Annotated in this window: 20 protein-coding genes and 6 pseudogenes; 16 read left to right on the forward strand and 10 right to left on the reverse strand. The window is 74.3% G+C overall.

The window, feature by feature from the left end:
* Positions 1–76: 76 nt before the first annotated feature.
* The 4 genes and pseudogenes from G5V59_RS28975 to G5V59_RS28990 form a co-directional block, all read left to right on the forward strand.
* Positions 77–358 (forward strand): annotated as a pseudogene (locus tag G5V59_RS28975) (3-oxoacid CoA-transferase subunit A); the annotation flags it as partial.
* A 211-nt stretch (positions 359–569) separates the two neighbouring features.
* A pseudogene (locus tag G5V59_RS28980) lies at positions 570–668 on the forward strand (3-oxoadipate CoA-transferase); the annotation flags it as partial.
* Between the two features lie 109 nt (positions 669–777).
* Positions 778–1,761, forward strand: coding sequence for a CoA-transferase (locus G5V59_RS28985; protein WP_278258789.1), 984 nt, complete (start codon positions 778–780; stop codon positions 1,759–1,761).
* A complete protein-coding gene (locus G5V59_RS28990; protein WP_278258790.1) occupies positions 1,754–2,026 on the forward strand; it encodes a DUF2087 domain-containing protein in 273 nt (90 codons plus the stop codon). The genes G5V59_RS28985 and G5V59_RS28990 overlap by 8 nt, the downstream gene beginning before the upstream one ends.
* A 110-nt stretch (positions 2,027–2,136) precedes the next feature.
* Here G5V59_RS28990 and G5V59_RS28995 read toward each other — a convergent pair whose 3' ends face one another.
* A complete protein-coding gene (locus G5V59_RS28995; protein WP_278258791.1) occupies positions 2,137–3,012 on the reverse strand; it encodes a hypothetical protein in 876 nt (291 codons plus the stop codon).
* A gap of 34 nt (positions 3,013–3,046) precedes the next feature.
* Between G5V59_RS28995 and G5V59_RS29000 the strand changes: the two genes are divergently transcribed.
* The 5 genes from G5V59_RS29000 to G5V59_RS29020 all read left to right on the forward strand — a co-directional run bounded on the left by G5V59_RS29000 (position 3,047) and on the right by G5V59_RS29020 (position 5,781).
* On the forward strand, positions 3,047–3,427 hold the full coding sequence (locus G5V59_RS29000) for a hypothetical protein (RefSeq protein ID WP_278258792.1): 381 nt from the start codon (positions 3,047–3,049) through the stop codon (positions 3,425–3,427).
* 6 nt (positions 3,428–3,433) lie between these two features.
* Positions 3,434–3,877, forward strand: coding sequence for a hypothetical protein (locus tag G5V59_RS29005; RefSeq protein ID WP_278258793.1), 444 nt, complete (start codon positions 3,434–3,436; stop codon positions 3,875–3,877).
* Positions 3,874–4,089: a hypothetical protein gene (locus G5V59_RS29010; RefSeq protein WP_278258794.1), complete on the forward strand. Its 216-nt coding sequence runs from the start codon at positions 3,874–3,876 to the stop codon at positions 4,087–4,089. The genes G5V59_RS29005 and G5V59_RS29010 overlap by 4 nt, the downstream gene beginning before the upstream one ends.
* Positions 4,034–5,332, forward strand: coding sequence for an AAA family ATPase (locus G5V59_RS29015; RefSeq protein WP_278258795.1), 1,299 nt, complete (start codon positions 4,034–4,036; stop codon positions 5,330–5,332). The genes G5V59_RS29010 and G5V59_RS29015 overlap by 56 nt, the downstream gene beginning before the upstream one ends.
* 98 nt (positions 5,333–5,430) lie before the next feature.
* Positions 5,431–5,781 (forward strand): S16 family serine protease, encoded by a 351-nt coding sequence (locus tag G5V59_RS29020; protein ID WP_278258796.1) that lies wholly within the window; start codon positions 5,431–5,433, stop codon positions 5,779–5,781.
* A 217-nt stretch (positions 5,782–5,998) separates the two neighbouring features.
* Here the strand turns inward: G5V59_RS29020 and G5V59_RS29025 are convergent.
* The 5 genes and pseudogenes from G5V59_RS29025 to G5V59_RS29045 all read right to left on the reverse strand — a co-directional run bounded on the left by G5V59_RS29025 (position 5,999) and on the right by G5V59_RS29045 (position 9,808).
* Positions 5,999–7,661, reverse strand: a pseudogene (locus tag G5V59_RS29025) (DNA repair helicase XPB).
* A 9-nt stretch (positions 7,662–7,670) separates the two neighbouring features.
* Positions 7,671–8,279: a hypothetical protein gene (locus G5V59_RS29030; protein WP_278258797.1), complete on the reverse strand. Its 609-nt coding sequence runs from the start codon at positions 8,277–8,279 to the stop codon at positions 7,671–7,673.
* Positions 8,280–8,394: 115 nt separating this feature from the next.
* A pseudogene (locus G5V59_RS29035) lies at positions 8,395–8,937 on the reverse strand (helicase-associated domain-containing protein); the annotation flags it as partial.
* A gap of 254 nt (positions 8,938–9,191) precedes the next feature.
* Positions 9,192–9,449 carry a hypothetical protein gene (locus tag G5V59_RS29040; protein WP_278258798.1) on the reverse strand — a complete coding sequence of 86 codons (258 nt, stop codon included), beginning with the start codon at positions 9,447–9,449 and terminating at the stop codon, positions 9,192–9,194.
* A gap of 2 nt (positions 9,450–9,451) precedes the next feature.
* Positions 9,452–9,808: a hypothetical protein gene (locus tag G5V59_RS29045; protein WP_278258799.1), complete on the reverse strand. Its 357-nt coding sequence runs from the start codon at positions 9,806–9,808 to the stop codon at positions 9,452–9,454.
* Positions 9,809–10,177: 369 nt separating this feature from the next.
* Here G5V59_RS29045 and G5V59_RS29050 point away from each other — a divergent pair, with 369 nt between their 5' ends.
* From G5V59_RS29050 to G5V59_RS29070, 5 genes are read left to right on the forward strand one after another with little or no spacing between them, the layout of a single operon-like run.
* Positions 10,178–10,639 carry a protein phosphatase 2C domain-containing protein gene (locus G5V59_RS29050; RefSeq protein ID WP_278258800.1) on the forward strand — a complete coding sequence of 154 codons (462 nt, stop codon included), beginning with the start codon at positions 10,178–10,180 and terminating at the stop codon, positions 10,637–10,639.
* A complete protein-coding gene (locus tag G5V59_RS29055) occupies positions 10,636–10,971 on the forward strand; it encodes a hypothetical protein (RefSeq protein WP_278258801.1) in 336 nt (111 codons plus the stop codon). Before G5V59_RS29050 ends, G5V59_RS29055 begins: the two co-directional genes overlap by 4 nt.
* Positions 10,968–11,897, forward strand: a complete 930-nt coding sequence (locus tag G5V59_RS29060) for a hypothetical protein (protein WP_278258802.1) — start codon at positions 10,968–10,970, stop codon at positions 11,895–11,897. The genes G5V59_RS29055 and G5V59_RS29060 overlap by 4 nt, the downstream gene beginning before the upstream one ends.
* Positions 11,830–12,522: a hypothetical protein gene (locus G5V59_RS29065; protein ID WP_278258803.1), complete on the forward strand. Its 693-nt coding sequence runs from the start codon at positions 11,830–11,832 to the stop codon at positions 12,520–12,522. Before G5V59_RS29060 ends, G5V59_RS29065 begins: the two co-directional genes overlap by 68 nt.
* Complete coding sequence (locus G5V59_RS29070; protein ID WP_278258804.1) at positions 12,440–13,804, forward strand: RDD family protein; 1,365 nt, start codon at positions 12,440–12,442, stop codon at positions 13,802–13,804. The genes G5V59_RS29065 and G5V59_RS29070 overlap by 83 nt, the downstream gene beginning before the upstream one ends.
* Positions 13,805–13,910: 106 nt before the next feature.
* Here the strand turns inward: G5V59_RS29070 and G5V59_RS29075 are convergent, their stop codons facing one another.
* Positions 13,911–14,132 carry a hypothetical protein gene (locus tag G5V59_RS29075; protein WP_278258805.1) on the reverse strand — a complete coding sequence of 74 codons (222 nt, stop codon included), beginning with the start codon at positions 14,130–14,132 and terminating at the stop codon, positions 13,911–13,913.
* The gene (locus G5V59_RS29080) at positions 14,080–14,394 is read right to left on the reverse strand and encodes a GNAT family N-acetyltransferase (RefSeq protein WP_278258806.1); all 315 of its coding nucleotides are present in this window, start codon (positions 14,392–14,394) and stop codon (positions 14,080–14,082) included. Before G5V59_RS29080 ends, G5V59_RS29075 begins: the two co-directional genes overlap by 53 nt.
* Positions 14,395–14,509: 115 nt before the next feature.
* Here G5V59_RS29080 and G5V59_RS29085 point away from each other — a divergent pair.
* Positions 14,510–14,933 (forward strand): annotated as a pseudogene (locus tag G5V59_RS29085) (cold-shock protein).
* A gap of 203 nt (positions 14,934–15,136) precedes the next feature.
* On the opposite strand, the pseudogene G5V59_RS37900 reads toward G5V59_RS29085, so the two are convergent.
* Positions 15,137–16,459: pseudogene (locus G5V59_RS37900) on the reverse strand (MFS transporter); the annotation flags it as partial.
* On the opposite strand from G5V59_RS37900, the gene G5V59_RS29090 reads away from it, so the two are divergent.
* Positions 16,410–17,756 carry a DUF3027 domain-containing protein gene (locus G5V59_RS29090; protein ID WP_278258807.1) on the forward strand — a complete coding sequence of 449 codons (1,347 nt, stop codon included), beginning with the start codon at positions 16,410–16,412 and terminating at the stop codon, positions 17,754–17,756. The pseudogene G5V59_RS37900 and the gene G5V59_RS29090 overlap by 50 nt on opposite strands.
* Positions 17,757–17,802: 46 nt before the next feature.
* Here G5V59_RS29090 and G5V59_RS29095 read toward each other — a convergent pair whose 3' ends face one another.
* The gene (locus tag G5V59_RS29095; RefSeq protein ID WP_278258808.1) at positions 17,803–18,090 is read right to left on the reverse strand and encodes a DUF2530 domain-containing protein; all 288 of its coding nucleotides are present in this window, start codon (positions 18,088–18,090) and stop codon (positions 17,803–17,805) included.
* Between the last annotated feature and the right edge of the window lie 87 nt (positions 18,091–18,177).

Raw genomic sequence — 18,177 nt, forward strand, 5'->3', positions numbered from 1 at the left:
GTCCGCAAGGTGGTCTGCTCCTTCCCCCGACAGGCCGACTCCTACGTCTTCGACGAGTCTCTACCTCGCCGGCCGCATCGAGTCGGAGGTCGTCCCGCAGGGCAACCTCGCCGAGCGGATGCGAGCCGCCGGCGCCGGGATCGGGGCGTTCTACTGCCCGACGGGCGTCGGCACCCCGCTGGCCGAGGGCAAGGAGTCGCGGGTGATCGACGGGCGCACCTACCTGCTGGAGCACCCGATCAAGGGCGACTACGCCCTGGTGTCCGCGCACGTGGCCGACCGGCTCGGCAACCTCGTCTACCGCAAGACCGCCCGGAACTTCGGGCCGGTCATGGCGACCGCCGCCGCGACCACGATCGTCCAGGTGGACACCGTGGTCGAGACCGGGGAGGCTCGACCCCGAGGAGGTCGTCACCCCGTCCATCTACGTCGACCGCGTGGTCCCCGTGAAGGCCCGCCACTACACCGTCCAGGGGGCACGATGAGCATCGAGGACCTCGGCCGCGGGCCGCTGAGCACTGACGAGTCTCGCTGCCGTGATCGCCGCCGACATCCCCGAGGGCTCCTTCGTGAACCTCGGCATCGGCCAGCCCACGAAGATCGCCGACCACCTGCCTGCGGAGCGCGGCGTGGTGCTGCACACCGAGAACGGCATGCTCGGGATGGGGCCCGCCGCGCACGGCGACGACGTGGACGCGGACCTCACCAACGCGGGCAAGGTGCCGGTCACCGAGTCTGCCCGGGGCGTCGTACTTCCACCACGCGGACTCCTTCGCCATGATGCGCGGCGGCCACCTCGACGTCTGCGTGCTCGGCGCCTACCAGGTCAGCGCCGGCGGCGACCTCGCCAACTGGCACACCGGCCGGCCCGGCGCGATCCCCGCGGTCGGCGGGGCCATGGACCTCGCCATCGGCGCCAAGGAGGTGCTGGTGATGATGACCCTCTTCGGCAAGGACGGCACGCCCAAGCCTGGTGCCGTCGTGCACCTACCCCCTCACCGGCGTCGCCTGCGTGAGCCGGGTCTACACCGACCACGGTGTCTTCGAGGTGGGCGGTCCGGAGGTCGTCGTACGACGCACGTGGGGCGCCTCGGTCGAGGAACTCGGTGGCCGGCTCGGCATCGCGCTGGTAGCAAGGGAGGCGTGACCCCGGACGTCGACACCTTCCACGCCCTGGCGCGCAGCGCGCCCTGGCGCTGGCGGAGCCTGCACTTCGGCACGCGGTCGTCGAGTCGGGACGAGGTCGAGGCGTACGTCGAGCGACCCGGCCGGTTGAGTCTCCGGCACGCCGACGGGACGGTCGAGCGGGTGGTCGAGGAGCGCCGCGACGCCGTCCCGCTGCCGCACGAGGTGAGCCCGCCGCTGCGGGCGGACGGGCTCGTGGCGCGGCGGCCCGCGACCTTCTTCGAGGTCCGCTACGACGACCCGATGTGGCGCAACTACTCCTGGGTCGCGATGCTCGACCCCGAGGAGCCTGAGCCACGACGTCCGCGTGGAGCGGCTGCGCGTCGACACCCTCGCGGGCCGCGAGGTCTGGCGTGCCGACCTGGCGCCGGAGGAGGGCTACGAGGCGCGCTGCCCGGACTGCTGCGACCTGCTCTGGCGCGCTGCGGCCTGGTACGACGTGGCCCTCGACGTGCGGACCGGCGTCGTCACCCGGTGCCTGCCCGAGGGTGGCCGGGCGGGCTCCTGGCAGGAGCCTGGACGTGCTGGAGGCCGACGGCCCGCCGCCGGTGTGGGCGGAGGTGGCCGCATGAGTGATGAGGAGCAGACGCTGCGGCGGTTCTTCACCCCCGAGGGCCGGCTGCGCGACCTGCCCACCCGGCACCTCAAGCGGCGGGTCGTGCTCGACCGGATCGCCCAGCGCTTCGAGCCGGGCCGTCGCTACGACTGGCGCGAGGTCGACGCGATCCTGAAGGAGATCCACCCCGACCACGCGGCGCTGCGGCGCTACCTGGTGGACGACGGCTTCCTCACCCGCCAGGACGACGTCTACTGGCGCAGCGGCGGAACGTTCGAGGTGTGAGCCGCGCCCGCTGCGAGTCTCGCGGACGATCAGCGGGTACGCCGCGCGGGCGGTGTCGCTGTGGTCGACCGCGCCCATCGAGCGGACGGTGACGCTGGCGCCGCGGCGGGTCAGGTCGCGAGCGCAGGCCGTGGCGTTGGCCGGCACGACATCGGTGTCGGCGGTGCCGGTGTAGAGGGTGACGGGGACCCGGGGCGTCCAGTCGCGGCAGATCCGGTCACCCTCGGCCAGTGCCCGGCGGAAGACCCCGGTCGGGTGCCGCAGGCTCGTCCAGGAACGCTGGGGTGAAGAGGTCGGTGAGCCGGTGCGGCAGCAGCCGCTCGAGCTCCCTCGTAGGTGTGGCTGCCGTCGAACCAGCCCTCGACCACCTCGGCGTAGGCCGGCTGGAAGGCGTCGCGGGGGTCGTCGTAGAGGCCGACGGTCCGGTCCCACGCGGTCACCAGGTAGGCCAGGTAGTAGACGGCCGTCTCGGCCGGGACCTCGCCGCGGAAGACGGCGGGGAGCTCGGTGCCCAGGACGTCGTACGGGCCGGCGACGGCCGAGACGCCGCCGAGGCGGAACCAGCCGGCCTCGCCCTGCTGGAGCGCCCGGCCGACGGCGAGGGAGGTGCGCCCGCCCTGGGAGAACCCGGTGACCATGACCTCGCGCCGCAGGACCACGCCGCGGGTGCGCACGAATGCGCGGGCCGCCTCCAGCAGGTCGGTCGTGGAGCCGACCTCCGTCGCCAGGTCGAGGTACGGCGGGCTGCCGGGGCCCAGCCCCAGGCCCAGGTAGTCCGGCGCCACCGCGGCCATCCCGGCACCGGCGAACATCGCGGCGATCAGCCGATCCGTGCTGTCCGCGCTCACCGTGGCGGCCGCGGACCTCGTCGCGTTCGTCCCGTGCAGGTACGCCGCCACCCTCAGCGCGCCACGCCGGCCGTCGGGAAGCACCACCAGCCCACTGGCCGTCGTCGGGCGGCCCTGGTGGTCGCGGGTGCGGTACACCAGCCGGTACGCCGTGACGCCGTAGCGGGCGGGCGTGGCGTCGCGGATGCCGGCCTCCGCGACGGCTGCGTCGAGCCTGCGCGGGACCGAGCCGGACCACCTCGGTGGCGGACACGAGCGAGCCGGGCGCAAGGGCCGTGGCGCGGCTCGCGGCGTGGCTCGTGGCGGTCGTCGTGGCGTGCGCCGGGCCGGGCGAGTGCGCGGAGGCGGCCGGGGCGAGGAGGACTGCGGCCGCGGCGAGGGTGACGGCGGCCCGGGAGATCCGTGGAGTGGTCATGGCTCCAGCCCACCGGAGCGGCCGGTCTCGCACGAGGGTGCCGGCACCCGAACCCGGGTCGGGCTGGCCCGACGCCGAGAAGTTCCCGGGTTCGCCGTCGGCGAACGGCGGAACATCGCCGACCGGCGATGCATTTGAGCGGGCATGACGAACCCGATCAACCTCCCTGTGCTGTTCCTCTCCGACGTGGTGGTGCTGCCCGGGATGGTGGTGCGGGTCGAGCTCGACGAGCCCGCCCGAGCCGCCATCGACGCCGCCCAGGCTCGCCACCCGCGACACCGGCGAGAGTGCCCGTGTCCTGGTCGCGCCGCGGCTCGAGGACCGCTACGCGTCGTACGGCGTCGTGGCGAACGTCGAGAAGGTGGGCCGCTTCGCCGGCGGGGAGCCGGCCGCGGTCCTCAAGGCGGGCGCCCGGGCCCGCATCGGCAGCGGCGTGAGCGGCCCCGGCGCGGCCTTGTGGGTCGAGGTCGAGGAGGCCGACGGCGGCGTCGTGGACGACGACGTGCGCGCCCTCGCCGAGGAGTACCGCAAGGCTCGTCGTCGGGCTGCTGCAGCGCCGTGAGGCGTGGCAGGTCGCCGACCAGGTGACCCGCATCGAGGAGCCGGCGGCACTGGCGGACACGGCCGGCTACGCGCCGTACCTCTCGGAGGACCGCAAGCGCCAGGCTGCTGGAGACCCCGCTCGTCGCCGAGCGGCTGCGGCTGCTCGTCGAGTGGACCCGCGACTTCGTCGCCGAGTCCGAGGTGAGCGACAAGATCGACGCCGACGTGCGCGAGTCGCTGGAGAAGAACCAGCGTGAGTTCCTGCTGCGCCAGCAGACTCGCCGCGATCCGCAAGGAGGCTCGGCGAGGGCGACCCCGAGGGCAGTGACGACTACCGCGCCCGGGTGGAGGCGGCCGACGTGCCCGATGCGGTGCGGGAGGCGCTGCTGCGCGAGGTCGACAAGCCTGGAGCGCTCCAGCGAGCAGAACCCCGAGGCCGGCTGGATCCGGACCTGGCTCGACACCGTCCTCGACCTGCCGTGGAACGTCACGACCCAGGACGACACCGATGTCGTGGCCGCGCGTGCGGTGCTCGACGCCGACCACCACGGGCTGGACGAGGTGAAGGACCGGATCACGGAGTACCTCGCCGTGCGGGCCCGCCGCGCCGAGCGCGGCCTGGAGGTCGTCGGCGGCCGCGGCTCCGGCGCCGTCGTGCTGCTGGCGGGGCCTCCGGGCGTCGGCAAGACCTCGCTCGGCGAGTCCGTCGCCCGTGCCCTGGGCCGGAAGTTCGTCCGGGTCGCCCTCGGTGGCGTGCGGGACGAGGCGGAGGTCCGCGGCCACCGGCGGACCTACGTCGGCGCGCTGCCGGGTCGCGTCGTCCGCGCCATCAAGGAGGCCGGATCGATGAACCCGGTCGTGCTGCTCGACGAGGTCGACAAGGTCGGCTCCGACTACCGCGGCGACCCCGCGGCGGCGCTGCTGGAGGTGCTGGACCCCGCGCAGAACCACACCTTCCGCGACCACTACCTCGAGACTCGACCTGGACCTGTCCGACGTGCTCTTCATCGCCACGGCCAACGACATCGGCTCGATCCCGCCGGCGCTGCTGGACCGGATGGAGCCTGGTCTCGATCGACGGCTACACCGAGGAGGACAAGGTCGCGATCGCCCGCGACTTCCTGGTCCCGCGGCAGGCTGGAGCGTGCCGCGCTGTCCGCCGACGAGGTGAGCATCAGCGACGAGGCGCTGCGGGAGATCGCGGCCAACTACACCCGCGAGGCCGGAGTCCGCCAGGTCGAGCGGCTGCTCGCCAAGGCCTTCCGCAAGGCGACCGCTCGCCTGGCGTCCGGCTCGGTGGAGCGGGTCGACATCGACGTCGACGGGCTCGCCGACCTGATCGGGCGCCCGCGGTTCACCCCGGACGTCGAAGAGCGGACCTCGGTCCCCGGCGTGGCCACGGGCCTGGCGGTGACCGGCATGGGCGGCGACGTGCTGTACGTCGAGACGTCCGCCGCCGCGGGGGAGGCGGGCCTGACCGTCACCGGTCAGGCTCGGTGACGTGATGAAGGAGTCGGCGCGGATCGCGCTGTCCTGGGTGCGCTCGCACGCCACCGAGTCTGGGCGTCCCGGCCGAAGCGTTCGAGCAGTCGATCCACGTGCACTTCCCGGCGGGCGCCGTGCCCAAGGACGGGCCGTCGGCCGGCGTCACCATGGTCACCGCCCTGGTCTCGCTGCTCACCGGCCGCCCGGTGCGCTCGGACATCGCGATGACCGGCGAGGTCACCCTGTCGGGCCGGGTGCTCCCGATCGGCGGGGTGAAGCAGAAGCTGCTCGCCGCCCAGCGGGCCGGGGTGGCCGAGGTGTTCATCCCCGAGCGCAACCGTCCCGACCTCGACGACGTGCCCGAGGAGATCCTCGCCGCGCTGACCGTCACCCCGGTCGGAGCGGTCACCGAGATCCTCGACAGGGCCCTTGAGGGGACGGGTGCGGCGGAGCAGGCCGCCTGAGAGCCCGCTCTGCCCACGAGCTCGAAGGTCCGTGCTGGCGGACTCCGCACTCTGTGCGGAGGATCGCCGGCACGGACCTTCTGTCGACCCGCGCAGTGCGGCTCCACGGCCGCGGTGGAGATCCTCACGCCCAGCACCCGCGGCCTCGCCCTGGTGCAAGAAGCGGCTCCTCGAGCGCACCGGCGCGGCGTCGTACTGGGTGATCGATCCGGGCGCCTCAGGCGCCCACGTCCTCCGCGTCGATGATCCGGTAGGCGTAGCCCTGCTCGGCCAGGAACCGCTGCCGGTTCTGAGCGAACTCCGCGTCCACGGTGTCGCGGGAGACGATCGTGTAGAAGTGGGCGACCTTGCGCTCGCCGTCGGGCCCGGGGTCCCCGGGCCGCAGCAGCCGGCCGAGGCGTTGCGCCTCCTCCTGGCGGGAGCCGAACGACCCCGAGACCTGGATCGCAACCTCGGCGGAGGGCAGGTCGATGGAGAAGTTCGCGACCTTGGAGACCACGAGCAGGCCCACCTCGCCGGAGCGGAAGGCGTCGAAGAGCCGCTGCCGCTCCTTGACCGGCGTCTGCCCGGTGATCACCGGAGCGTCCAGCGCCGTGGCCAGGCTCGTCGAGCCTGCTCGAGGTACTGCCCGATCACCAGGGTCGGCTGCCCGCGGTGCCGGTCGACCAGGCTCGCGCACCACCGCCACCTTCTCCGGGGTGCAGGCGGCCGGGCGGTAGCGCTCCTCGGGCTCGGAGGTCGCGTACGCCATCCGGGAGGCGTCCGGCAGCGAGACCCGCACCTCGATGCAGTCGGCGGGCGCGATCCAGCCCTGCGCCTCGATGTCCTTCCACGGCGCGTCGTACCGCTTGGGGCCGATGAGGGAGAAGACGTCGCCCTCGCGCCCGTCCTCGCGGACCAGTGTCGCGGTCAGGCCGAGCCTGCGGCGGGCCTGCAGGTCGGCGGTCATCCGGAAGATCGGGGCCGGCAACAGGTGCACCTCGTCGTAGACGATGAGCCCCCAGTCGCGGGCGTCGAAGAGCTCCAGGTGCGGGTAGACGCCCTTCCGCTTCGTTGTCACGACCTGGTACGTCGCGATGGTGACCGGGCGGATCTCCTTGACCGTGCCGGAGTACTCGCCGATCTCGTCGGCCGTCAGCGAGGTACGGCGCACCAGACTCGTCCTTCCACTGCCGCGCGCTGACGGTGTTGGTCACCAGGATCAGCGTGGTCGCGCCGGCCTCGGCCATCGCGGCCGCGCCGACGATCGTCTTGCCGGCACCGCAGGGCAGCACGACGACCCCGGAGCCGCCGTGCCAGAAGGACTCCGCCGCCTCGGCCTGGTAGGCGCGCAGGGCCCAGCCGTCCTGGGCGAGACTCGATCGGGTGGGCCTCCCCGTCGACGTACCCGGCGTAGTCCTCGGCCGGCCAGCCGAGCCTTGAGCAGCGCCTGCTTGAGGTTGCCGCGCTCGGAGGGGTGCACCGCCACGGTGTCGTCGTCGAGGCGGGCACCGAGCATGCCGGCGACCTTCTTGGCGCGCAGCACCTCCTCCAGCACCGGCCGGTCGTTGGAGGCGAGCACGAGCCCGTGCGTCGGGTGCTTCTCCAGGCGCAGCCGACCGTAGCGCGACATCGTCTCGGCGACGTCCACGAGCAGGGCGTGCGGTACGGCGTAGCGGGAGTAAATCAGCAGGGTGTCGACGACCTGCTCGGCGTCGTGGCCGGCGGCGCGGGCGTTCCACAGCCCGAGCGGGGTCAGCCGGTAGGTGTGGATGTGCTCCGGCGAGCGCTCCAGGCTCCGCGAACGGGGCGATCGCCTTGCGGCACTCGGCCGCCTGCTCGTGGTCGACCTCCAGCAGCAGCGACTTGTCGGACTGCACGATCAGGGGTCCGTCTGGCACCGCACGAGTCTACGTGCACCACGAAGTGCGGGAAATGGCACCACGAACTGCGGGAAATGGCACCGCGAGGTGCGGCTGATGGCGACCACCAGCCGCATCTCGAGGTGCCATCTCCCACAGTTCGTGGGTCAGGAGCCGACCGGGACCACCCGGGTGATCCGGTGCACGGCGTAGCGCCGCTCGGCGTCCGGGTCGTCGTCGTCCGCGTCCACGTCGCGCGCGGTGAGCCTGGCCGCCGTCGACCACGAGCGGACGGACGGCACGCTCGCTGACGACGCCCTGGTTGTCGGTGAAGCCGATGAGCACCGCGCCGCGCCGCTCGACCGCGTCCCGCAGGGCGGAGAGCACGCCGCCACCGGGGGCCGAGGCGGAGGCGGGGCGGTTGCGGGCGTCTTCGTCGCCCTGCCGGATCGTGCGCACGGCCGTCGCGACGTGGGCCGCCTGGCGAGCCACACCGCGGGCGCCGCCGGCGGGCTCGCGAGAGCGCGGGGTCCGGGCGCGCAGGCCCTCGGCCGCACCGACCCGCACGACGCCGTCCGGACCCTCGACGACCGGCGCCATGCCGGGCTCTCGCATCCGGGGGAGCAGCACGTCGAGCGGGAGCGAGGAGATCAGCACCGTCGGCGCCAGGCGCTGGAGGCCGAGGCCCCCGGCACGCGGGTGGTTGGCCAGGCTCGGCCAGAGCCACGTCGTCCTCGGAGCGGATGAACGACGTGGCGGCGCCGACCCGGAGCCGCCCGAAGCCGCGCGCGACGTCCTCGACGAGATAGGTCAACGGCTGGGGGACCGGCGTGCGCGAGGCCGCGGTGACGAAGGCGTGCACCTCGGCGGTGGTCCAGCCCGCGTCCAGCGCTCGCCGTACCGAGTCGGGGGTGAAGCGGTAGACCGTCGCCGCGCCGTGGGACTCCACGTCGGCGACCTGCTGGAGGCGGCGCGCGAGCTCCGGCTGCAGCGGGCCGGGCGCGACGGCGGTCAGGTCGGCCTGCACCAGCACGTGGTCCACCGGAGGGGGCAGCAGGTCGGCCAGCACCGGGGTGGGGTCGGCCTCCGCCGCCAGCAGCCGGGCGTACGGCGCCAGCACGTCCGCGCCGGTCAGCCCCAGCACCGCCGCTTCGCCGACCGCCCACGCGACCAGGTCCGGACGGGTGCGGGGCCGGCGCGGACGCTCCCAGGCGATCCGGGCCTCGAGCGAGGGCAGCCCGGTGCCGGCGGCCGGGCCCTCGCCCTCGGGCAGCGCCGCGAGCGCGGCGAGCACCATCGCCTTCGCCTCCGGCATCCCGGCCGCGGAGAGCCTCGGGGCTCAGCGCGTTCCACGGCTTCTGGTCCGGTCCACGCTCGCCGACCAGCGACGGCAGCCGTGGGCTGGCGAGCCAGGCGCGCGCCAGCACCGACCACTGCTCGGCGGTCGGCAGGTCGCGCCAGCGGTCGAACTCGTCGGTCGGCACCCACACCGTGTTGCCGTCCGCGTCCGCGCGGCTCCCGACCAGACCCGCCTCCGCGGCGACCTCGACCACGAGCGCCGCCTCCGGCTCAGCGACCTGGAGGTGGGCGGCGGTCGCGCGGAGCCTCGCGGACGCCGAGGCCGGTGGTCCGCAGTGCCGCGGCGGGGCGGGTGGACCACCACTCGAGCAGCATCTCGACCCGTCGTACGACGTCCGTGGCCGCACCCACGGCGGCACTCCCGGCGAGCCGGGCCGAGCGCGCCTCGCTGGCGACGAGGGGTGGCCGGTCGACCGGCTCGGTCGTCGTCCGGCCGCCGCGGAGGGCGAGGCCCACCTCGCCCGGCACGCTCAGCAGTCCGGGCGACAGCGAGCCCGCGGGCACGAGGAGCCGGTGCGCGAGGAGCAGGCTCGGCGGGGGACTCCGCGTCCTCGGGACGCAGCCCGATCCGGGCGGCGCCGGACTTCGCGGTGCTTCCTCCGTCGACGACGTGGTCGAGCAGGGCCCGGGCGGCGGGCGGCAGCGACTCGATGACCGCGAGCAGGCTCCGCCGCGGGGCGCGGCTGGGCCGAGCGCGGCCGCAGCCCGCTGACCCCCGTCTCCGGGCCTCCGGTCAGGCTGTCGCCGACCACGCTGAGCGCGCGCAGGCCCTCGGGGGACTCCCAGGCGAGCGCCAGGTCGACCAGACGGCGTACGGTCTCGACCACGAAAGCGGGGTCGGCGTCGACCAGCGAGACCAGTTCGGATTCGTTGGTTTGGCCGGCCACGACCAGGGCATCAAGCACGAAGAGACTCGCCTCGGGTGAGGGCATCGAGTGCGCGTGCCACCGAATTCCTCACCGCGGCGCGGGAGGCGAGTTGACCGAAGTCGTGAGGGGCGGGAGTGGCCAGGTCCGGACGATCAGTGAGCAGGCGTCGGAGCCGCTCGTCGGGCCACGACCGCAGGCTGGTCGGCCAACGACCGGTGCCCGTTCGGTCCTGCTCCCACGCAGCACAAGGTACCGGGGGACCCCTCCGCATGACCGAGGTGCGCAAGGTCGAGCCTGCACCACGGCGCCGCCACGGACGTGGGCCGGGTGCGGGCGGCCAACGAGGACTCCTACCTCGCCGACCCGCCGGTCTTCGTCGTCGCCGACGGCATGGGCGGCCACGACCGGGGCGATGTCGCCAGCGCGATCGTGGTGGAGGAGTTCGCCCGTCTCGCCAGTGAGGGTTACGACGCCGAGCACGGCGCCGAGGTCGTCGCCACCACGCTACACGCCGTCCAGGAGCGGATCCTCGCCTTCGACGTCGAGCAGCGGGCCAACGGCGCCGACGCCGACTTCTCCGCCGGGACGACCGCCGTCATCGCCCTCCTCGTCGACTCGGTGTCCGGCCCGGTCTGGCTGCTGGCCAACGTGGGCGACTCGCGGATCTACCGCTTCAACGAGGGCGAGCCTGGAGCAGGTCAGCGTCGACCACAGCCTGGTCCAGGAGACTCGTCGACGCGGGCGAGATCAGCCAGGCCGCGGCGGCCGTCCACCCCAACCGCAACGTGATCACCCGGGCCCTCGGCGGATCGGCGCTGCCGGGCGGGGTGAGCGGTGAGGCCGACTACTTCCTGCTGCCGCTCGCCGCGGCGGAGCGGCTGCTGCTGTGCTCCGACGGCGTGAGCGGCATGCTCGACGACGAGCAGATCGGCGCCATCCTCGCCGACCACGAGGACCCGCGTGACGCCGCCGAGAAGGTCGTGGCGGCCGCCGTCGCGGCCGGTGGGCACGACAACGCGACGGCCGTGGTGGTGGATGTGGTGGGATTGGTGCACACCGAGCCGTACGACGCCGACGCGCAACGGCTGAGCCTCGAGCAGAAGTTGGGAGCCCTGCCATGAGCGAGACCGCCACCGGCACGTCCGGCGCCTGGTCCTACCGCACCGGTGACTGGTTCGCCGTGTTCGGCACGAACGCCACGGTGCTGCTGCCGGCCTCCCAGAAGGACCAGGTCGTCGCCCTGTGGGCCTTGGTCGACGGCGGCGCGGCCTTCGACGAGGTGCTCGACGGCCTGCTCGCCTCGGGCCTGAGCCGGATCCCCGGCTTCGTGCTGGTCAGCACCGACGAGGGCCCCACCCGGGTGCTGCTGCGCGGGCAGGGCGTCACCGCCGCGCTCAGCACCGCCGACGAGGAGGTCGCGCTCGACGGGTCCGCCAGCCACACCTGGGTGGAGCGCTCCGTCGAGGGCGTGACCGCGCTCAGCGTGCACCTGCCCGCGGCCGAGGACGCCGCGGAGGAGCCCGCCGACTTCCCCATCGCCACCGGCCTGGTCCGGGTCACCCGGGTGGACCGTCCGGCGCTCGCGCCCGCCGCTGCACCCGTCGTGGAGACCGCCGTGGAGACCGCCGGGCTCGCCGCGGAGCCGGTGGAGGCGATCGACGTGCTGGCCGAGGAGGTCGTGCCCGAGGAACCGGCCGAGGAGCCGGCCGCCGAGCCTGCTCGACGAGCCGACCGTCCCGCCGGTCGTGGCGGAGCCCGTCGAGGAGCCCGTCGAGGAGCCCGTCGAGGAGCCCGTCGAGGAGCCCGTCGAGGAGCCCGTCGAGGAGGCGTCGCCGCTCGACGACAGCCCGGAGACCGAGGTGATGGAGGTCGTCGGCGACCCGCTGAGCGACCCGATCCCGCCCGCCCCGCCGCTCCCGCCGGTCCCGCCGGTCCCGCCGGTTCCGCCAGTTCCGCCGGCCCCTGCCCCCGACGGGTGGGTGACGCCGTGGGACAGCCCCGCCGACCAGCCGAGCGACCAGCCCGCCGCGGCCGATGCCGAGCCTGAGCCCGACGTCACCGAGGAGCCGGAGGCCGAGCGGGACACCCCCGCGGTGCCGTCGCTGCCGCCGGCCGGGGAGACCGAGGTCCCGCCCGCCGCCGGCTGGGTGCCGCCCCCGCCGCCGGCGCCGTTCGCGCCGGGTGTCCCGGACGCGCCGCCGCTGCCCGTCGGCTCCTGGGAGCCCGTGGGGAGTGGCGGCGCTCCGGCCGCGCCCGCGGAGCCGGCCGCCTTCGACCCCGACCACGACGGCCAGACGATCACCGGTGCCGGCCCCGGCGTACCCGCGCCCACGACGCCGGGCATCCCCGGCCAGCCGCCGGCGCCCGCGATCACCCAGCCGGTCGCGAAGTCTGCTCGTCTCCGACGGCCAGACGATCGTGGTGGACCGGGCGGTGCTCGTCGGCCGGGCCCCCGAGGCCCGCCGGTTCACCTCCTCGGAGCAGCCGACGCTGGTCACCGTTCCCAGCCGCCTGCACGAGATCTCCTCGACGCACATCGAGATCCGTCCGGGCACCGGCGCCGATCACGGCACCGCGGTCGTGACCGACATGGGCTCCACCAACGGCACCGTCCTGGTCCAGCCCGGTCTCGGTCCCGAGGACCTCAAGCCGGGCATCGCCGTCCAGCCTGATCCCCGGCGCCATCATCAACCTCGGCGACGGGATCACGATCCAGGTCACCCGGCCCTGACCGGGCTGCTACTCGGAGCGCTGCCCATGTCCCACGTCCTGCCGTCCGCCGCCGAGCCGGTGCTCTTCCCGGCCGCCGAGCTCGATCGCCGGTTCTCGGCGTTCGTCGTCGACCGGCTGGCGGCGTGGGGCATCTCCGCCGCGATCGGGTACGCCGTCTGGGAGCTCGCCGGCACCGGCGCGGCGGTCGCGATCCTCGTCGCCCTCGGCTGCGACGTGCTGATCGGACTGGTGCTCGCGGTGCTCGTCGGCACCACCGGTGTCACGCCGGGCAAGGCCGTGGCCGGGCTGCGCGTGGTCCGCCGCTCCGACGGCCGGCCGATCGGGGTCGGCCCGGCCATCGCCCGGTACGTCGTCCTCGGCATCGCGGGCCTGCCCACGATCGGCATGGGCCTGGCCACCCTGGCCTGGACGGTCGCGGCCGACCCGACCCGGCAGCGCCGGGGCCTGCACGACCGGATCGGTGACGCCTCGGTCGTCGACGTCCGTCCGCAGCCGCTCATCGACGAGGTCGCCGACGACCGGCCGCAGCAGATCGTGAACCTCACCGCGATGCGGCTGATGCCGGTCGCGCCCCCGGAGCAGGTCATCTCGATCCCGACGCCGACCCCGCAGCCGGCGCCCACCCCGGTCCGCGCCTCGGTCCCGGCGCCCGCTCCCGCGCCGCCTGCACCGACCCCGCCGGCCCCGGCGCCGACCCCTGCCCCGACCCCTGCCCCGACCCCTGCCCCGGCGCCGACCCCTGCGCCCGCTCCCGCGCCTGCGCCCGCGCCCGCGCCCGGCGCGCACCGCGCCCCCGCCCCGGCCGCACCCCAGCCGCCCGCCGAGCAGACCCGGATCCGCCCGTCGGCCGAGCCGCCGTCCGCCGCGCCGCCCGCGACCGGCCCGGCCGTGCGCTGGAAGGTCGCCTTCGACACGGGCGAAGAGTTCGTCGTCGAGGGCCTCGCCCTGGTCGGGCGCCGCCCGGAGCCCCGCCCGGGCGAACCGGTGCGCCACGTCGTCCCGCTGCGCTCCTCGGACATGTCACTGTCCAAGACGCACGCCCAGTTCCAGGTGGCACCCGACGGCGCCCTCGTGGTGATGGACCGCGGCTCGACCAACGGCTCCTACGTCGTGCGCCGCGGCATGTCCAAGGCGCTGACCGCCGGTCGCCCGAGCACCCTGCTCGCGGGCGACGAGGTCCGCTTCGGCGACCGCACCATGACCGTCGAGCGCGAGGGCTAGCCGGCCCGCGCCGCCTCCCACTCGCGGCGCAGCAGCCCGTAGACGGCTGTGTCGCTCCACCCGCCCTCGCGGTCCGGGTAGTCCTCGCGGGTGTGCGCCTCGTGCGTCATCCCGAGCCGCTCGCACAGCCGCGCCGAGGGGGTGTTGCGCGGGTCGAGCCTGGGCCATCAGCCGGTGCAGCGGGTACGACGTGAACGCCAGGTCCACCAGCGCGCGGGCCGCTTCGGTCGCGAACCCCCGGCCGGCGTACGACGGTGCGAAGACCCAGCCCAGGCTCACCGATCGACGGCGGCAGGTCCGGCCCGTGGGCAGCGGTGAAGCGGAGCATGAGGTCGCCGACGAGCACTCCCTCGTGCTCGACCGCCAGCGAGAGCAGGCTCGCCGACCTCGCTCGGCCGGGTGCCGCCGAGCATCCGTTCCATCCGCCCGTCCAGGCCCTTCTCGTCGAGCACGGGGAACGGCAGGTACCGGGTCACCTCGGGGTCCGCGCAGTAGGCGCCGATCGCCGCGCGGTCGCTCGGCAGCACCGTGCGCAGCACCAGCCGTTCGGTGCGCAGGGGCAGAGGCGGCGTGACGACGGGGACTCCCACGCAGCCGAACCTAGTGGTGGGCGCAAACGTGTTTCCAGCGTGCCGATCCGATGTCCTACGATGTGCCGTCGCGCGTCCGACCGGCGTGCGGCTGACGACGAGGAAGGTCGAGACCGTGCCGACTGGCAAGGTGAAGTGGTACGACGCGGAGAAGGGCTTCGGCTTCCTCTCCCAGACCGACGGGCCGGACGTCTACGTCCGCTCCGACGCGCTGCCCGAGGGCGTGACCACGTTGAAGGCCGGCACCCGGGTCGAGTTCGGCATCGCCCAGGGCCGCCGCGGCGACCGGGCGCTGCAGGTCCAGGTGCTCGACGCGCCCGCGTCGGTCACGCGCAACCAGAAGGACGCGCGCCGCAAGAAGCCCGAGGAGATGGTCCCGATCGTCGAGGACCTGATCCGCGTGCTCGACGGTGTCGGCGAGGCCTACCGGCACGGACGCCACCCCGACCGTCGTACGTCGCAGCCGGTGGCCAAGCCTGCTGCGCGCCCTCGCCGACGAGCCTGGAGTCCTGAGCGCCTGGCGCCTCAGCCGACGGTGACGGTCCGCTCGGCGCGCTCCTGGAGGCGCTTGGCGGGCCGCGTGCGCAGCACGAACACCGCCCACACGCCCAGCAGCACCGCGGCGAAGCCGAGCCCGATGCCGTTGACGGCCGGGTAGGACAGCATCACGCCGAGGAAGCCGCCGACGACCCAGGCGAGTCTGCAGCGTGGTGTCGCCCTTGGCGAAGGCACTGGCGTGCGCGCGCACCGGCACCCAGGACTGGATGCTCGAGTCGAGCGAGACCTTGGCGAGGTACTGCATCAGGCCCACGGTCAGGCCCAGCACGATCAGCGGCACCAGGCCGTAGAAGAGCGTGGCGAAGACGAGCGCCGCGATGTCGGCGAGCAGCGCCACGACGACCATCACGGCCGGATTGATCTTGCGCGCCAGCGAGGCGACCACGATGCCGACGGTGTTGCCGAGACCGGCGGCGCCGACGACGAGGCCGACCGTCAAGGTGGCCTTGGTCTTGGTCTCCCAACCGTCGAGCGGCTCGGTCATCAGCACGAAGGTCATGAACATCGTCAGGAAGCCCGAGAGCAGGCGAGGCCCGCAGTTGGCGCGCAGGGCGAAGGCCACGCGCGGCGGGAGCCCGTTGCGTCGTACGCCGTTGCGCGGGCCGTCGATCGACTCCTCACCGCTCGAGGCGTCGACCTGGTTCGGCAGCAGGATCGCGGCGACGGTGCCGACGGTGAACACCAGGAACGCGTAGCGGCAGGCCCACTCCGGCCCGATCCAGTACGCCGCTCCCGCGAGCGGTCCGGACACGCACGCCCCGACCACGCCGGCGAGCGCGACCCGACCGTTGGCCTTCACGAGGGTGATCTCCTGCGGGACCAGGCGCGGGACCGCGGCGGCCTTGGCGACGCCGTAGGCCTGGAGGAGACGAGCACGCCGAGCGCGGCGACGTAGAACCACGGCGAGCCGTCGCTGAGCGTGCCGGCCAGCACCCAGCACAGGAAGGCGCGCAGCGCGAAGGTCGCACCGATCGCCCAGCGCCGGCCGTGGCTGAACCGGTCGAGGAAGGGCCCGATGAGCGGAGCCACGATCGCGAAGGGGACCATCGTCAGGCCGAGGAAGAGCAGCACCGGGCCGCGCTGGCCGCTGGTCGCACCGGCGAAGAACACCGTCCCGGCCAGGGCGATCGCGAACGCCGAGTCGCCAGCGGAGTTCGCGGCGTGCAGACTCGATCAGCCGGTTGAGGCCGGAGCGCTCGGCGCCCTGCGCGCCGGCGGCCTTGCGTGCGGTGCGCACCGTGGCCGCGCTGGCGCGGCCGGTCACCCGGGCGAATCCCTTGACCCCGCGTGCGGTCGCCTTCGCGGCGCGCAGTGAGCCGGCCTCGGCCGGGGTCTCCGTCCGGGCGCCACCGGGCACGTCGGCGCCGGGCGGGCGCGGGTCGGGTCCGTCGGTGCTCACCCCTCCTATCTTGCCCGACCCGCGAGCCCCGGCGTGACGAGCCGCGCCCTGATGAGGAATGCTGTGCCCGTGTCCACCCTCGAGCGCAAGGTCGACCGACGCCGCCACCGCTGACGCGGTCGACGCCGCCCGCGCGGCGCTGCTCGACGAGGTCGACGCCGCCGACGTCGGCGAGCACCTCGGCCACCAGGTCGACGGGCTGCGCGTCGTCACCCATCTCTTCGAGTGCCGCCGCAAGGGCTACGTCGGCTGGCAGTGGGCCGTCACGCTCACCCGCGCCTCGCGCCAGCGCAAGGTCACCGTGGTCGAGGTCGTGCTGCTGCCCGGCCCGGACGCGATCGTGGCCCCGGCGTGGGTGCCCTACCGCGAGCGGCTCCAGCCCGGCGACATGTCGCCCGGCGACCTGCTGCCCGTCGACGACGAGGACCCGCGCCTGGTCCCGACGTACTCCTTCGGCGACGACCCGCTCGACACCGACGACAAGGCACAGGTCCGCGAGGTCGCCAAGGACCTCGGTCTGGGCCGCGTGCGGGTGCTCTCGCCCGAGGGCCGCGACGCCGCCGCCGAGCGCTGGTACGACGGCGAGGCCGGTCCCGACGCGCCGATCGCCAGGTCCGCTCCGGACCACTGCCACTCCTGCGGCTTCCTGGTCCGGCTCAACGGCCCGCTGTCGGAGATGTTCGGCGTCTGCGCCAACGGCGACGCCAACGACGACGGCCGGGTCGTGTCCTACAACCACGGCTGTGGTGCGCACTCCGAGGTCCGGCTGAGCAAGCGTCAGCAGCCGCTGCCGCCGGCGCCCCCGGTGCTCGACACCGTCAGGCTCCGACGAGCCTGGAGACGTTGTGAGGACCCACACCGCGTAGTCCTCGTCCACCGGACGCAGGTCGTAGCCGCCGAACCGCTGCTGGACCGTCAGCCCGGCGGCCTCGGCATCGGCGGCGAACTCCTCCGGTGGGTAGGACCGCGCCGACGCCGGCCCGCCGCGCAGGTGGAAGCCGGCGAGGATCCGCCCGCCCGGGGCGAGCAGTGCGCCCAGCCGGGTCAGCACGGCGACCTCGGTGCCCTCGGCGAGGAAGGTGAGCACGTTGCCGACGGCCACGACCAGGTCGAACGACTCCGGCGCACCCGCCTCGGCGAGCACCGCCGGCGTCAGCGCGAGGATCTCGTGGGGGAGCACCACCAGCCCCGGGTAGGTACGCCGTGCCTGGTCGACCAGCGCCGGGTCCGGCTCGGCCGCGACGACCCGGTGCCCCCGGCCGTCCAGGTAGGCGCCGACCCGGCCCATGCCGGCTCCGGCGTCGAGGATCGCCGCGCCCCGCGGCACGAGCACGTCGGCCGGGCGGGCCTCGCCGTCGACGTCCTCGCCACGCTCGATCAGGCCTGGGCGAAGCGCTCGCCGTAGCCGACGTTCTTCGCCCCGCCCAGTGCCCAGCGGGTCGGGGGGGAGCTCACTCATCGTGCTCGCGCTCGGCCCGGACCAGCCGGCGGCGCTTGCAGTACTCCATGCCGAGCAGGCCGAGGCCGACGCCGGTGAGGCACATCCACAGCAGCCAGGTGCGGTCGTCCTCCTCGAGGCGGCCGTAGAACGGCAGCAGCGCGAGGAAGGCGAGCGCGAAGAGCGCGGTGCCGACCTGGACGGTGCGCACGCCGTCTACGTCGAGCGGCTCGACGGGCGCGATGAGGTAGGTCCGGCTGCCGATCTCGTGCTGGGTCGGCTGTTCGTCGCGGAGCTCCACACCCCGATCGTACGGCGCGCGCCGGGTGCCCGGCGAGCGCGACCGGAATAGTTGCCGAAGGTAATGAGTTAGGCTAAGGACATGCCG

Source organism: Nocardioides convexus (assembly GCF_011090295.1).